Raw genomic sequence first — 13565 nt, forward strand, 5'->3', positions numbered from 1 at the left:
AAATCTTGCTATGGTTGTATACCGCTCAGCTGGGGAGCGATCTATGACAAGTGATTTAACGGGCGGACGACGTCACGACATCGATGCGTTGCGCGTCTTCTGCTTCGGCACGATCATCATCTACCACACCAGTCTCATCTACGGGACGAAGGACTGGTGGCTCAACTCCGTCGAGAGCAGCCGACTGGTGGACCTGGTTGAAATTGCCTCACACCCTTGGCGCATGAGCTTGCTGTTTTTCATTTCAGGACTGGTCACAGCATCGCTGCTGCGTAGACGGTCAGTCGCTGAAGTTCGCAGCACCCGCAGCAGACAATTGTTGCCGCCATTCATTTTGGGGGTGCTGCTTGTTGTTCCGCCGCAGATTTTCCTTTCACCGCATAATCCGTTCCCTGATCTGTCGTACTGGGAATTCTGGGTACACTACATCCAATCGGGCGTGACGCTGGAACACATGTGGTTTCTCGCTTATCTCTGGATTTACATGCTTGCCTGGTCGGTACTCCAACCGAAAATACAGCGAAATTGGCCCGACATATCAACATCTCTGGCGAACCGCCTGCAAGGCAAAGGACTGTTCATTTTCCCGATATTGCTTCTGATGTTTCTCAGAGTTTGCCTTTATCCGGTGTTTGGCGTGACACTGGTGATAACCACCGATTTCTACGCCCATGCCGTCTATTTTTCGATGTTCATGGCTGGCTCCCTGCTGGTCAACGAAAAAGGTTTTTGGCAGGAAATTGATCGTCAGCGCTGGATAAGTCTTGCGGTTGCTATCCTGTCGTTATTGGCTCTCACCGGATTTTACACCCTGAATTTCTGGCAAGACACGCAAGAGACTGTGTCGGCAGCGATTAATATCACCTGGCCGATCTTCCAGTGGTGCGCAATGATGACCTTGTTGGCATTTGCCGGCAGAATTGCCAGCCGTCCGAACCGCGTTGTTACCTATCTCAACAAATCGACGATGACCTATTACATCGCGCACCAGACGGTGATCGTCATCGTTGCCTATTATGTTGCGCAAGCAGGCCTGCTCGATATCCGGTCGTTCATTCCGATTGTTGTCGCCACAGCAATCATTTGCGCCATCATTGCCGAGGCAAAAACACTCGTAACCGCCCGCCTTCTGCCATGGATATTCAATCTGGCATCGGTTAGAAAAAGCATGTCAAAACCGGTTTCATCGGATGTGAGCTGACTACCATCTCCATATGTGAATAGGCTTCGGATGACGATGACCGGAATTATTCAGGAACCCACCTGCCACACATGCCGTTTGCAATCCTGGGAGCGGTAGCAACTTCGTTGCCGGCTCATCACGTAAGGAAACGAGATGATGGTGAAGTCTTTGAGTAAGGGTGACAAGGTCGCCTGGAACACAAGTCAGGGTGAAACCAAGGGTAAGGTTGTCCGAAAACAGACCTCAGCAACCAAGATAAAAGATCATCCGGTCAAGGCGACACCCGACGATCCGCAATATATCGTGGAAAGTGAGAAATCAGGAAAGCGGGCCGCCCACAAGCCCGATCAACTCCGCAAGTTGAGTTGACGCGGCTACGGGTCTTGCTTCCGCCTCCCGATCCACACAGGTCACTGCGTATCAGCTACCAACGAGATTGATCTTCCCGTTTTCCTCGCCGTCCCAATACTGGATCACCTCGGCACTGACCTTCAAAAGTGCAAGTCCGGGCGTTTCGATACCGTCAGGAAACCAGTGATCGAGGCCATTTGTCCAATGCTCTGCAAAGTAGCTGCGATCTCTGATAATTTCAGCGACGCCGTCAATGGAGATAAATATTCCCGGTTTGCCAAGCAGACTGGGCGGCTCGCTAAAGGTCAGCGTAACACTGCGGTCCCTGTTGATTTCGGAAATTTTTGACGTGTCGTCGTAGGTAAAAAACCACGAATCCCCGTCATACTCGACGTCACCATTATTGCTCATGGGCCGGGTAGCAATTCGCCCATCCTCACGGCGTGTGCACATCATGCAGAAGTCAATTTTGCGGATATATTTTGATAGATTTTCCATGTTCATCGTTGTCGTCATAATCGCTCCTCCCGCGATGGATGGCAAAGGCCATGCCGACGCGCCATTCATTCAGGATTTTTGAAAAAATCACTCATGACGGCGCAGACAGATGTAACCGTTCCACTCGTCATCCGTTCCATCGCCAAGAGGGCCAGATAATGGTGTTCAGCGGTTGCGGCGGTGGCGCCAAAGTGCAATCACACAAATTGCCTGTTGTTGCAGGCAGAAACTTGCGAAATGTCTTCATGTTCGACCAGCTAATAATATACGCTGATGGCTCTTATGATCCTGCGACCCAGACAGGCGGCTGGGCCTTTGTCGTGTATGAAGCAGGACAACTCATTCATTCGGCTCACGGGAACGACGCTGGCCTGACCAACAATACATTTGAAGTGCTGGCCGTCACGAACGCAATAATGTGGGTGGATGGCCATGCGCAGGGCAGGCAAGTCGTTGTGCGAACCGACTCCGTGCATGTTGTCGAAGGATGCCGGCACTGGCGGGCGATCTGGCGCGGCAATGGCTGGAAACGTATCAACCCAAATCAGCGGGCATGGAAAAGGCAGATACCTGATGCAGAGCTTTGGAAAAAACTGGACGGGTTTCTCCTGCGTCATCCAACCATTGAGATAGAATGGTGTAAGGCACATTCCGGCATCGAGGGCAACGAGATGGTGGACAGAATGGCGCGGGCTGCCGGAAAAACGTCACCACCCTAATCCGCCGAAGTATCGATCGTCGCAAATCCCTGGAAGCTGGATCTCTATGAACATGACCCTGGCAGAACTCATACAAGGGTATCGCCCCCATATCGAAGACGCTTCCGTGGGCGTGCGGCGCAGTTGGGAAGAGACCTTCAAATATACGCTGAAACATTATCCGCCAGAAACTCGTCTAGAGGATTTCGATCTGGAAATATTGGCAGAAAAAATGTCCGTCGAAGGTATTCAACCGCGTTTTGTGGATGGCTACGTCAAACGTTGGCGTGACCTGCTGCAGCAACAAAGGGAAACTGGGCAACCGGATCAATAATTCCAAAACAAGCCGCTCATTGCTCAATGGCACACCACCCCGGAAGATGCCGTGCCTCAGCCGATTTCGCCAGCTTCATCGCTGTCGCCAAGGCCTCATCAAAGGCGCGATTGACATAATCGAGGCCGATACGGCGCCGTAGAAAATCGGCCCAGACAAATTCCGAAAACGGAACTGCGACTTTGGCAAATCCTCCGGCCATCCGTAGATAACCGGCGAGAGATCTAAAAGGGTCGTCTTTGAGATCCTCGACCTTTTTCGGAATGTCGTCAGTGTGCCGTCGCAGGCCAGCAACATCAAATGGATAGATCAGATTTTTATGGTCCATCACCGACCAGAACTCGTCTTTCTCCAGGTGCGCGAGATCGCTGACAACACTGGTCAGGACATGTTCAACGCCTTCCTCCTGCAGCGCACGGACAAGATGATGATGATCAACAAGGAACAATCTGCCTTTGGGGCCAGCAACGACAGGGACGATATGATGGCCAAGAAAGCCATCGCCCCTTGTCTGGGCTGTTTCCCGCCACTCTTTTCTTTTCAGCTCTACCTCGCGAAAGCCGACCGTAATCTGGGTCGGTCGCAATTTTGTAATCTCCGTACGGGTGAGCCGGGGTTCATAAATATGCGTCATGTCTGCTCCCTTTTTTTTCAAGAACAGTAACGGCATCATCGACACTATAATTTGCACGGCGTAATAAATCGTCACCGCCACCACGTGCCAACATGTCACGCACCGCGTCATGCATTCGGGCATAACGAATGGTGATATTGCGCTTGCGCAGGTTGGCATCGAACTCCAGCAACGCATCAAGTGCTGTCGTATCAAGCTCAATTGTTTCTTCCAGACTGACAATGGCAGTCTTTGTATCAGAATTTGCAAGGATCAATCGTGTGGTGTCGGCAAAGATCGGTTCTGCATTGCCAAAAAATAGTGGCTGCGCCGGGCGCAAAACCATAATGCCCGCCGGAGCCTCGGCATCCGGGTGCCGTTTCAAGTCTACGAAATTATGGCTACTGCCTAGCCGACCCAGAACCATGACAAGGGGTGATGATAGTCGACGCAGGAATACGGCAAACGACAGCACGATGGCCGCTAACATGCCATCCAAAACACCAAAAAACAGCACGCCCGCCGTTGCACCAAGAGCAAGGATAAGGTCGTGTTTCAAGCGCCACAACCTGATCAGCGGAGAGGGATCAAGTGCATGGAGCAGGGCGATGATGATGATTGCGGAAAGTGCCGCTTGAGGAATGTAAGCAAACCATGTGGACGCCACCAGACAGAGGATTGCCAGTCCAACGGCGGCAACCGCAGAGGCAAACCGCGTCTGCGGATTGGCGGCTTCACTGGCGGCCCCTGCGGAAAACCCGGCGCCTACCGGCATTCCCTGCAAAGCGGCACTGGCAATGTTTGCAATGCCGAGTGTTTTCAGTTCGCTGTTCGCATCGACATTCTCACCATGCCTGAGCGACAATCCTCGTATTGTACCCCAGGATTCCGCAAACAGGATCAGTACCAAAGGTGGTGCAAAGCGCGCCACGTGGGAAAGTTCATCAAACGAGATCGCCGTGAAGCTGCCCCATATCCCCGACAGATCGATTGATCCAACGATAGCAACGCCTTTTTCCTGCAGATTAAGCAGTATTGAAACGGGGATAATAAGTGCCAGTACGACGAGGCTTGCCGGCAATTGTGGAATCCGCCGCGTGGCCAATAGAAAGGCCAGAACTGCGGCCGCAACCAAAAGGCTATATGTGTTCCACTGACCCGGGTTGGTCATGATGCGCCAGATCGCCTCAAAAGTGCCGGCCCCTGTGGTTGACATCCCTGAAATCACTGGGAACTGTTTCAAGGTAATCAGTATGGCGAGGCCAAAGGTGAACCCGCGCAGCACCGGCCTAGAAATCACACTGGAGAGTGCACCGAGTTTCAACATGCCTGCTGCCAGAAACAACAGCCCGACAAAAAACACCACCACGGCAACCAGCAGCATTTTTTGTCCGGGCTCAGGGACCAGCGCGACCAGCATGGCAGCCAATATCGCTGCGGACGAAGAGGTCGGTGAGATGATCGCAAACCGACTACGCCCGAGGACCGCATAAACCAGACAGCCTGCAACAGCAGCGTAGAGAGCGTGTTGAGGAGGGACCCCGGCAATGCCGGAATAGGCAATAGCCTCGGGAAGCATGAGGCCAGCGACAGAGAGCCCTGCGAGAATATCCCGCCCTTTGTTAGTCACGTAGCACCTTGATCATCGGCGAAGTCCTTACGCGAAGACAGACCATCCCCATGCACTTTAGGGATGAAGACTAACTTGAATTCCCGATGAAAATCCAGACCGCAAAACAGGCTGCATTCCAGCAGTTAAAGCAGGTCGCCACGCAGGATCAAATACTCTGAAAAATCAGAATATGCTTATATAGTTTTCAATTGTGTGAAGCTGACGAGCACAGGCGCACTTAAACTGCCGGTGATTACAAACGTCGGGAGACCCACGGTGAAATGCGTTAACCCAAACAGATAAAAACTGCCTAAAGTAACGGTTCAGAAAGCGCCCCGAGGCGAAGATATCGGCGTTCAAACGCCATCAGGATATCTACAGTGACCACGCGCTTCACCCAATTCAAATTGGTAGGCCCCGCGCTCATACTTATCGCCATTCTTATCATGGGGCTGGCGACCATTCCTTATTATGGAATGGAGCGCCTGGATGCAGACGTCCGGGAGCGTCAGGAAACCTTGGTAAAGAGAAACATCTTTATCTGGATCGAAGACGTTGAGTTCGCCCTGACGGCGTGGACGATCTGGGACGAATCCATCGCCAAAATCGACAACGCATTTGATTTCGAGTGGACGGACCGCAACATTGGTCGCTCACTGATTGGCACGTCGAGAACACGTTTCGCCTCCATCCTAGATGCCGATGGCAAGATGATCTATTCAAGAACAGCAGAGGAAGTGCAGGAACGACCTTTCTTTGCACGCGGTGCAGAGGCAATAGGCAAGGACGCACAAAGCCTTGTTGAAAGCATTCGCGCCCGGGAAAATTCTGTCACGACAGATGGAATTCCGGCACCGATTGCGCTCAGCAAGATCGAAGTCATCGGAACCGACGCGGTTCTGCTGACTGCCAGCCTTTTCCAACCTGATTTCAAGACGGCTATTCCGCGCGGCAAGACCGCCCCCATTCTGGTATCGGCAACGCCGATTGCTGGCAGCTTGCAGGAATTTGTCGGCACACGTTTTTTGCTTGATGATGCGGTGATCGGCCCTATGGATCTGGTCCCGTCAGGGCATGCGCGGGTCGAGATTGCCGTTGGCCTCAACGGTCAATCCGAAGTGCTTTCCTGGCATCCTCCAACGCCTGCGCGTGATCTGATGCGCCAGTCTCTGCCGCTTATATCGGCCGTCATCATCGTTCTGGTCGTCGGTGGTTTCTTTGTTGCAAGGCTCTCACAACGCGCCGCAGTGTCGTTGGTAACTGCAGAACAAAATATGCGCCACGCCGCAACCCACGACTTTCTAACCGGACTGCCCAATCGCGCGATGCTGGAAAGCGAATTCAAAAGGCTCGCTGTTCCGGGTGATCTGGTCGTGGCGTGCGTTGATCTCGACGGCTTCAAGTGCGTCAATGATCGTCATGGCCATGCTGCCGGTGACGAACTGTTGAAACAGGTAGCTGAGCGCCTGCAGGCAAATGGCCGTGAAAACGACGTTGCCTTCCGCTTGGGCGGCGATGAGTTTGTCGTATTCATGCCTGCATCATCTCTGGAGGGCGCCGAATGGCGTTGCCGCAAATTATCCTCCCATTTGTCCGAGCCATACATCATTCATGGTGCTGAGGTGGTTGTTGATGCATCTTTTGGCCTCAGCGACATTCACATCAACCTGGCCAATACGTGTGATCAGGCCCTTAAGCAGGCAGACACCGCCCTTTACGCTGCCAAAGCCAGAGGTCGTGGTACGGTCGTCACCTACTCATCGCTGACGCAGAGTGAGACACCGCGCAACTTGCTTGCCGCTTACGCCTAAGGCATCACCTCGCGGAGATCGCCGTGATCCAAATCGATCTTTCGGCCACGGCTTAACGCATGTCACTTTGTCAGACAGTTGCTTTGGCCGCGCCGTTACGATAGCCCGAATGCAAGTGCATATCGTTTGGGACACCCATGCCGAAGATTGACGCGACATTAGCGCTGGTGGAGCGCGTTCAGGCCGTTGCTGGCACCCTGACAGCCACCGAACAGAAATTGATCTCAGAACTTTTGAAAGCCCCACGCGAGGTCGCTATCGGCACGTCGAGCGAATTTGCAGCGCGGCTGGGTGTGCATGAAGCAACAACATCCCGTCTGGCTCGTAAACTCGGGTTTGCCTCCTACGCCGAGTTTCGCGACGAATTGCGCCGCGAATTCCTCAAGGTTGCCGATCCCGCTGAACGCATTTCCGCGACACTGACCGACGCGCGCGCGCAAGGTTTTCTGCCGCTCCTTGTTGCAAGCGAAATTGCAGCCTTGTCCGGAATTGCTGATCATCTGAGCGACAGCCATGTTCTCGAAGCTGCCGAAAAACTCGATCGCCACCGCGTCTTCATCTACGGGCAGGGCAATGCCGAAGTATTGTCCGTGCTGATGGAGCGCCGTCTACGGCGACTTGGCATCGACAGTCACCCGCTGGCAGGCAGCCGGCGTGATCTTGCAGAACAGATGCTGACGCTGTCTCAGCATGACACTCTGCTGATCTTTGCCTTCCGCCGCCAACCACCGGATTACGAGCAACTGATGCAGGTTGCTGCCGACACCGGTGCTTCGACAGTCGTCATTTCCGGCACCATCGGCCCGTCCCTGACACCAAGCCCTGATGTGCTGCTTTCTGCACCGCGTGCTGGCATGCCCAACAGCTTCCAAACGTTAACGGTGCCAATGGCGGTCTGTAACGCTATCATACTGGCATTGGCGGAACGGCGAGGGCCCGACGCACTTGCGGCTCTCGACCGCCTTGGCAGCCTAATTGCACAGTTTGAAGGATAGATTTGCAAGACAACTTGCACGTCATAAAATTGTAGCAAGAAAACACTACAAACGGCGCAGACCCATCAAAGGAGTTTTTCATGCGCCGCTTCATTGCCACTGCCGTTTCATGCCTCATGGCAACCGCTACCTTCGCCGAAGACCTCAACGCCAAGACTGCTGCCGACCTGCTGCCGCAGGCCAAGCAGGAAGGAAAGGTTATAGTTTACGCCTTCACAAGCCGCATTGGTCGGGTTGAAAAAGCCTTCGAGGCTGCCTATCCCGGAATTGACATGGTGACGTTCGACATGTCCTCGACCGAGCAGATCGCCCGGATCAAGAGTGAAGCGCAGGCAGGTCTCCCGGGCGCCGATGTCATCTACATCTCCGATGCCCCTGTCGTTTTGACAGAATTGTTGGCCAACAATCTGGTGGTTTCCTATGTGCCGCCACGCGTCGCAGGCACTGTTGCCGATCAATACAAATCACCACTGCTGGCGCAGCGCCTTTCCACCAAAGTGCTGATGTATAATGAAGAAGCCCATCCGGATGGTTCGCCCATCAAAAACCTTTGGGACTTGACAAAACCGGAATGGAAAGGTCGCGTCATTATGGTCGATCCGTTGCAACGCGGGGACTACCTCGACCTGATGACCGAAATCGTCCTGAAGTCGGACGAGATGGCAAAATCCTACGAAGCCGCATTCGGTAAAGCAATTGCGCTCACCGATGGTAACGAAAATGCAGGTGAGCAGTTCATCAGCGCTCTCTTTGCCAATGATCTCGTTCTTGTCGGCTCCACCGATGACGTCAACAAGGCCATCGGCGCAAAGGGGCAGGAAAAGCCACCAATCGGCTTCACCAGCTATTCTGACCGCCGCGACAATGATGATGAAGGTTGGGCGTTGCAAGTCGCTAACGACGTCACACCGTCTAACGGCATTGTTTTTCCTGCATTTCTGGCGTTGAACTCCAAGCAGGCCAACCCGGCTGCAGCCCGACTCGCTGTCGACTTCCTTATGGGTGACGACAGCAAAAACGGCGGCGAGGGTTTCAAGCCCTTCTATGTAGCCGGTGACTGGGCGACACGTTCCGATATCACGCCACACAAGGATGCCATCCCACTCGCAGATTTCAAGGGCTGGCAAATTGCACCGGCAGAAACCGCCAAAATCCGTGCCAATGTGGCGGACTTCATTCTCGCATTGCAGTGAGAACTGTAAGGTGACGACAGGGATTGCACCTCACGAGACAAAGGCCCTCTCCCAGTCAACGGGGAGAGGGTTGTTTGCCAGGAGCTGCCACGGTCTATCGCCGTTTGGTGATGCAGGCTGGCTCGTTGAACAAGGACTATCGGGCACACAGGAATGCCCTTGGAGTACCACATGAAATCCCTGAGCGGACCGATTGGTTCAGCACTCAACAAACGTGGCCTGACGCTTGTCATGGCACTTGTACTTGTCGGTCTGGTCGCAGCCCCACTGGTGACCATTCTGGCGCAAACCATTTACCCCTCGGCGTCCGCATGGGGCGATGTCCTGGCAAGCCGACTGTCGCAGAACCTGTTTTGGCGCCCGACATTCAACACCATGGTCATTGGCCTGGGTGTGGCTGGTGGCTGTGTTGTGCTGGGTGGTTTTCTGGCCTGGCTGGTTGTGATGACTGACGTTCCCGGGCGGCCGGTCATCGCATTTATGGCGTCACTGCCCTTCATGATCCCTAGTTTCGCAACAGCGCTCGCCTGGGGCACCGTGTTTCGCAACGGCCGTGTTGGCGGTGGCGGCGGCTTGCTGGAAGGATGGGGTTTTTCTGTCCCTGACTGGTTGTCATGGGGTATGACACCAACGATCATCGTATTGATTGCACATTACTATGCACTGGCGTTTACCGTCATTGCAGCAGCGCTTGCCGCCATTAATGGTGATCTTGTTGAAGCCGCACAAATGACCGGTGCATCACGCAAACGTATCCTGTTCGGCATTGTACTGCCGGTGGTAACACCCGCCATTATTGCTGGCGGTTCTCTTGCCTTTGCCGGAGCGGTTTCCAATTTCGCAGCACCAGCACTGCTTGGATTGCCCGTTCGTATGCAAACACTATCGACGCGGCTGTTCGGCATGATCGAAATCGGCCAGACGGAGCGCGGTTACGTGCTCGCCATATTGCTGATCGGCATTTCTGCGATCTTCCTTGGACTTGGCAACCGCATGCTGTCGGGTCGCCGCAACTTCGTGACGATTGGCGGTAAGGGCGCGGTGCCCCGCCGCACAACACTCGGCAGTGCACGCATACCGCTGACGCTGATTACTTGGATCATCTGTGTCCTCACCACCATTTTACCGATCCTGCTTCTGGTGGCAGCAAGCCTTGCGCCCTCATCGCTGGCACTGTTTTCGGACTGGACGATGCATTATTGGATTGGTGACGCCAACCCTGCATTTGCCCGTGGCCAACCGGGTATCGTTCATAATCCGCAGCTTATCTCGGCACTGACCACAACGCTGATCCTGGGAGCATCGGTAGCACTTGCTGCCAACATTATCGGAACACTGATCGCCGTCGCCCTGACGCAACAGAAAGTGCCGGTTCTCAGCAATGTTGTTTCCCAACTCAGCTTCCTGCCGATGCTGCTGCCTGGTATTGCTTTTGCGGCTGCCTACATAGCACTTTACGGCGCGCCGATTGGTCCCTTGCCGGCACTTTACGGCACAAAACTACTCTTGGGCTTGGCCTTGACCGCCGCCATGTTGCCCTTTGCCGTGCAGACCGGGCGGGCAACTGTGGCGCAGATTTCCGGCGACATTGACGAGGCCGCCCGCATGACCGGCGCCGGTTTCTTCCGCCGACTGGGTGCCATCACTCTACCGCTAGCGGCACGTGGTCTTGTGGCTGGCCTACTGATCACCTTCGTCAACGTCATTGGCGATCTTGCAATCACCATTCTGCTTTACACACCGACATCACCACTGTTGGCCGTCCTGTCCTACTCCTATGCGTCGGATGGCTTCCACCAGTTCGCCAATGCTGTGACGCTGGTCATCCTGATCATTTCCATGCTGGCCACCGGCGCTGCAACCCTGCTGCGCGGCCGCCGCCGCCAATCCTTCAGCTGAGGCAAAATTTTGATTTCGCTCGACAATATCTCAAAATCCTTTGGCACATCCAATGCCGTGTCCAACGTCAGTTTCTCTGTGCCAGACGGTGCATTTCTTGTGCTTCTCGGCCCATCAGGGTGCGGCAAAAGCACGATGTTGCGGATGCTTGCCGGTCTCGATCAACCAACATCAGGCAAAATGCTATTTGGTGATACGCTTGTCGCAGATGGCGACACTGGCAACTCGTTACCGCCAGCAGAGCGCAATGCCGGTCTGGTGTTCCAATCCTACGCCCTCTGGCCGCATATGACCGTTGCTGGCAACATCGAATGGCCGCTCAAGATTGCCAAACTGGCTGGTGAGCAACGGCGCACCCGTGTGCTGGAAGCCATGGAAATGCTTGGAATTGAAAAACTCGCTAACCGGTATCCCGGCGAAATTTCCGGTGGGCAGCAACAGCGTGTCGCCCTTGCACGCATGATCGCTCCCCGGCCAAAAATCATGTTATTCGACGAGCCTCTCTCCAATCTCGACGCCACATTGCGGGTGGAGATGCGCTTCGAGCTTCTCAAAGTTCACGCGGCAACAGGCGCCACGGCCGTCTACGTCACGCATGATCAGGTTGAAGCAATGACAATGGCAACCCATGTGGCTGTGATGAACCACGGTCGTATCGAGCAGTTCGATGCGCCAGAGCGGTTGCTTGCAGAACCGGCCTCCGCCTTCGTTGCCGGTTTCGTCGGCACGCCGCCTGCCAATCTCATTCCCATTGACGATGGAAAGTGGTTCGGCACCCTGCCGGACCCTTTGCTGCGCAGCTACAGTGGCCACGCCATGGTGCGGGCAGAACAGATAGAGCTTGCTGACGAGTTGGGCCCACGAACATTTGAAGCGGTGTTGGCAGAGGTCGTCCCGATGGCTGGACGATTTCTGATTACCGGTATCGTCAACAGCCACCGCATCACCGCCATCTCCGACCGCCTATCGCGGCAATCCGGTAAATTATACTTCCGCCTTCCAACCGCTCCAGCGGCAATTTTCGACACACAAGGAACACGCATTTCATGAAACGCATACTTCTGGTCCGCCACGGCGAAAGTGAATGGAACGCCGCTCGTCGCCTGCAAGGGCAGGCGGATATCGAGCTTTCCGCGCGCGGTGAACAACAGGCGCGTGCCTTGGCTCCCATGGTTGCCAGCTTCAACCCCGACATGGTGCTTACCTCTGACCTGAAACGCGCTGCAGATACCGCCGCCCTGCTCGGCCATGCCGACGCAATCAGGGAGCCATTGCTGCGGGAACAGAATGTCGGTGCATGGACGGGTGTGGACATTGCCCAACTGATGTCGGAAACGCCAGACGCCTATGCCGCTTGGCGCGCAGGTACCTTCGCACCTGAGAATGGTGAGATCTGGGCCCAATTTCGCATCCGCATTGGCCATGTGATTGAGCAGACCCTAAACACAGATGCCGAGACGGTTTTGATGGTTTGCCATGGAGGCGTAATCCGCGCTGCACTCGACAGCGCTTTGGATCTTGCCCCTAAGAGTATTATCCCGGTTGGACCAGCAAGTCTGACAATTCTTGCCTTTCCAAAGGGCGAGGCAAGGCTGGAGGTTTTCAACGCCACAACCTTTGCCCCCATCCTTGACGCACCGGACTGAGATCAATCTCCGTCGACGGAGACCTGCTCACCAGTCTCAGGATGAAAACGCACTTCGATACGGCGGCCGTCCTTGTTACGGCCTTCAATTTCGTAGCAGCCGTCATCGATGTCGACTTCACGCACCTCAATACCAAGAGCGGTGGCACGTTCGCGGATCTGTGCTTCACTCATCCACTTGTCGATCTGGACATTGCCGCAGTGGCGATCGTGCCGATCATCGGCGTAGGCGGTAGAGACCAATGCAGTGGTGGCAAGCGCTGCGGCGATAACGAGAGTCTTCATGGTCGGTCATCCTTTCAGGGTTGGTGGGCAACCTCTGCCCGTTTGATGCCACAACCCTATGCGGCGTGCCCTGAGCGATAACTGACAGACTTTGTCAGCGAATTGTCAGTTTGAGAATGCTAATGTCGGCAGCATGTTGAACCGTATTTTCCATTTCTTGCCCGTAGCATGCATGCTGGTGCTGATCCTGGCACCCGTCAATGCCACGGCAAAGGATCTTGATCGTTTGCGTGATGCGGTAAAACGCGGTGATGTGCTACCACTCTCCGTATTGCAGGAAAAGCTGCGCATATCCTATCCGGGCGACATCATAAAGGTGGAACTTGACGAAGATGATGGCCGCTTCATTTACGAGTTCAAAGTGTTGCAGGCCAATGGCCGGCTTTACGAGATTGAGATGGACGCTAAGGATGGCACTATTCTCGATGTTGATGACGACGATTGAGGC

General features: G+C 54.5%; 15 protein-coding genes. 11 read left to right on the top strand and 4 right to left on the bottom strand.

The annotated features are described in order from the left end of the window. Positions 1–43 precede the first annotated feature (43 nt). Together IB237_RS21070 and IB237_RS21075 are read left to right on the top strand one after the other, a co-directional pair. Positions 44–1201: an acyltransferase family protein gene (locus IB237_RS21070; RefSeq protein ID WP_192490694.1), complete on the top strand. Its 1158-nt coding sequence runs from the start codon at positions 44–46 to the stop codon at positions 1199–1201. Positions 1202–1339: 138 nt separating this feature from the next. After that, positions 1340–1552, top strand: a complete 213-nt coding sequence (locus IB237_RS21075) for a DUF2945 domain-containing protein (protein ID WP_192490919.1) — start codon at positions 1340–1342, stop codon at positions 1550–1552. A 51-nt stretch (positions 1553–1603) separates the two neighbouring features. Here the strand turns inward: IB237_RS21075 and IB237_RS21080 are convergent, their stop codons facing one another. Further along, on the bottom strand, positions 1604–2038 hold the full coding sequence (locus tag IB237_RS21080) for a pyridoxamine 5'-phosphate oxidase family protein (RefSeq protein ID WP_192490695.1): 435 nt from the start codon (positions 2036–2038) through the stop codon (positions 1604–1606). Positions 2039–2070: 32 nt separating this feature from the next. Between IB237_RS21080 and IB237_RS21085 the strand changes: the two genes are divergently transcribed. Both IB237_RS21085 and IB237_RS21090 read left to right on the top strand, forming a co-directional pair. Continuing rightward, a complete protein-coding gene (locus IB237_RS21085; RefSeq protein WP_371815375.1) occupies positions 2071–2751 on the top strand; it encodes a ribonuclease H in 681 nt (226 codons plus the stop codon). A gap of 46 nt (positions 2752–2797) precedes the next feature. Further along, the gene (locus tag IB237_RS21090) at positions 2798–3064 is read left to right on the top strand and encodes a hypothetical protein (RefSeq protein ID WP_192490696.1); all 267 of its coding nucleotides are present in this window, start codon (positions 2798–2800) and stop codon (positions 3062–3064) included. A 16-nt stretch (positions 3065–3080) separates the two neighbouring features. On the opposite strand, the gene IB237_RS21095 is transcribed toward IB237_RS21090, so the two are convergent. Further along, positions 3081–3698: a ParB-like protein gene (locus tag IB237_RS21095; protein WP_192490921.1), complete on the bottom strand. Its 618-nt coding sequence runs from the start codon at positions 3696–3698 to the stop codon at positions 3081–3083. After that, a complete protein-coding gene (locus IB237_RS21100) occupies positions 3682–5307 on the bottom strand; it encodes a SulP family inorganic anion transporter (RefSeq protein WP_192490697.1) in 1626 nt (541 codons plus the stop codon). The genes IB237_RS21095 and IB237_RS21100 overlap by 17 nt, the downstream gene beginning before the upstream one ends. 362 nt (positions 5308–5669) lie before the next feature. Here IB237_RS21100 and IB237_RS21105 point away from each other — a divergent pair, with 362 nt between their 5' ends. From IB237_RS21105 to IB237_RS21130, 6 genes are all read left to right on the top strand, one after another. Continuing rightward, complete coding sequence (locus IB237_RS21105) at positions 5670–7100, top strand: diguanylate cyclase domain-containing protein (RefSeq protein ID WP_192490698.1); 1431 nt, start codon at positions 5670–5672, stop codon at positions 7098–7100. A 137-nt stretch (positions 7101–7237) separates the two neighbouring features. Then, positions 7238–8095, top strand: coding sequence for a MurR/RpiR family transcriptional regulator (locus tag IB237_RS21110; protein ID WP_192490699.1), 858 nt, complete (start codon positions 7238–7240; stop codon positions 8093–8095). A gap of 116 nt (positions 8096–8211) precedes the next feature. Further along, entirely contained in the window at positions 8212–9288 is a 1077-nt protein-coding gene (locus IB237_RS21115) for an ABC transporter substrate-binding protein (protein WP_371815381.1), read from the top strand. A gap of 171 nt (positions 9289–9459) precedes the next feature. Further along, positions 9460–11187 (top strand): iron ABC transporter permease, encoded by a 1728-nt coding sequence (locus IB237_RS21120; RefSeq protein ID WP_192490701.1) that lies wholly within the window; start codon positions 9460–9462, stop codon positions 11185–11187. Between the two features lie 9 nt (positions 11188–11196). After that, positions 11197–12237: an ABC transporter ATP-binding protein gene (locus tag IB237_RS21125; protein WP_192490702.1), complete on the top strand. Its 1041-nt coding sequence runs from the start codon at positions 11197–11199 to the stop codon at positions 12235–12237. Further along, on the top strand, positions 12234–12833 hold the full coding sequence (locus IB237_RS21130; RefSeq protein ID WP_192490703.1) for a histidine phosphatase family protein: 600 nt from the start codon (positions 12234–12236) through the stop codon (positions 12831–12833). Before IB237_RS21125 ends, IB237_RS21130 begins: the two co-directional genes overlap by 4 nt. 2 nt (positions 12834–12835) lie before the next feature. On the opposite strand, the gene IB237_RS21135 is transcribed toward IB237_RS21130, so the two are convergent. Beyond that, entirely contained in the window at positions 12836–13117 is a 282-nt protein-coding gene (locus IB237_RS21135) for a PepSY domain-containing protein (RefSeq protein WP_192490704.1), read from the bottom strand. A 133-nt stretch (positions 13118–13250) separates the two neighbouring features. Between IB237_RS21135 and IB237_RS21140 the strand changes: the two genes are divergently transcribed. Then, a complete protein-coding gene (locus IB237_RS21140) occupies positions 13251–13562 on the top strand; it encodes a PepSY domain-containing protein (RefSeq protein ID WP_210324052.1) in 312 nt (103 codons plus the stop codon). Positions 13563–13565: the final 3 nt, after the last annotated feature.

This window comes from Agrobacterium sp. AGB01 (assembly GCF_014851585.1).
Taxonomy (GTDB): domain Bacteria; phylum Pseudomonadota; class Alphaproteobacteria; order Rhizobiales; family Rhizobiaceae; genus Agrobacterium.

What these genes read in the sequence shown, in the direction of transcription:
- IB237_RS21070 (WP_192490694.1), top strand. Translation starts at nt 44, where the DNA reads ATGACAAGTGATTTAACGGGCGGACGACGTCACGACATCGATGCGTTG.
- IB237_RS21075 (WP_192490919.1), top strand. Translation starts at nt 1,340, where the DNA reads ATGGTGAAGTCTTTGAGTAAGGGTGACAAGGTCGCCTGGAACACAAGT.
- IB237_RS21080 (WP_192490695.1), bottom strand. Translation starts at nt 2,038, where the DNA reads ATGAACATGGAAAATCTATCAAAATATATCCGCAAAATTGACTTCTGC.
- IB237_RS21085 (WP_371815375.1), top strand. Translation starts at nt 2,071, where the DNA reads ATGGCAAAGGCCATGCCGACGCGCCATTCATTCAGGATTTTTGAAAAA.
- IB237_RS21090 (WP_192490696.1), top strand. Translation starts at nt 2,798, where the DNA reads ATGAACATGACCCTGGCAGAACTCATACAAGGGTATCGCCCCCATATC.
- IB237_RS21095 (WP_192490921.1), bottom strand. Translation starts at nt 3,698, where the DNA reads ATGACGCATATTTATGAACCCCGGCTCACCCGTACGGAGATTACAAAA.
- IB237_RS21110 (WP_192490699.1), top strand. Translation starts at nt 7,238, where the DNA reads ATGCCGAAGATTGACGCGACATTAGCGCTGGTGGAGCGCGTTCAGGCC.
- IB237_RS21115 (WP_371815381.1), top strand. Translation starts at nt 8,212, where the DNA reads ATGGCAACCGCTACCTTCGCCGAAGACCTCAACGCCAAGACTGCTGCC.
- IB237_RS21120 (WP_192490701.1), top strand. Translation starts at nt 9,460, where the DNA reads ATGAAATCCCTGAGCGGACCGATTGGTTCAGCACTCAACAAACGTGGC.
- IB237_RS21130 (WP_192490703.1), top strand. Translation starts at nt 12,234, where the DNA reads ATGAAACGCATACTTCTGGTCCGCCACGGCGAAAGTGAATGGAACGCC.
- IB237_RS21135 (WP_192490704.1), bottom strand. Translation starts at nt 13,117, where the DNA reads ATGAAGACTCTCGTTATCGCCGCAGCGCTTGCCACCACTGCATTGGTC.
- IB237_RS21140 (WP_210324052.1), top strand. Translation starts at nt 13,251, where the DNA reads ATGTTGAACCGTATTTTCCATTTCTTGCCCGTAGCATGCATGCTGGTG.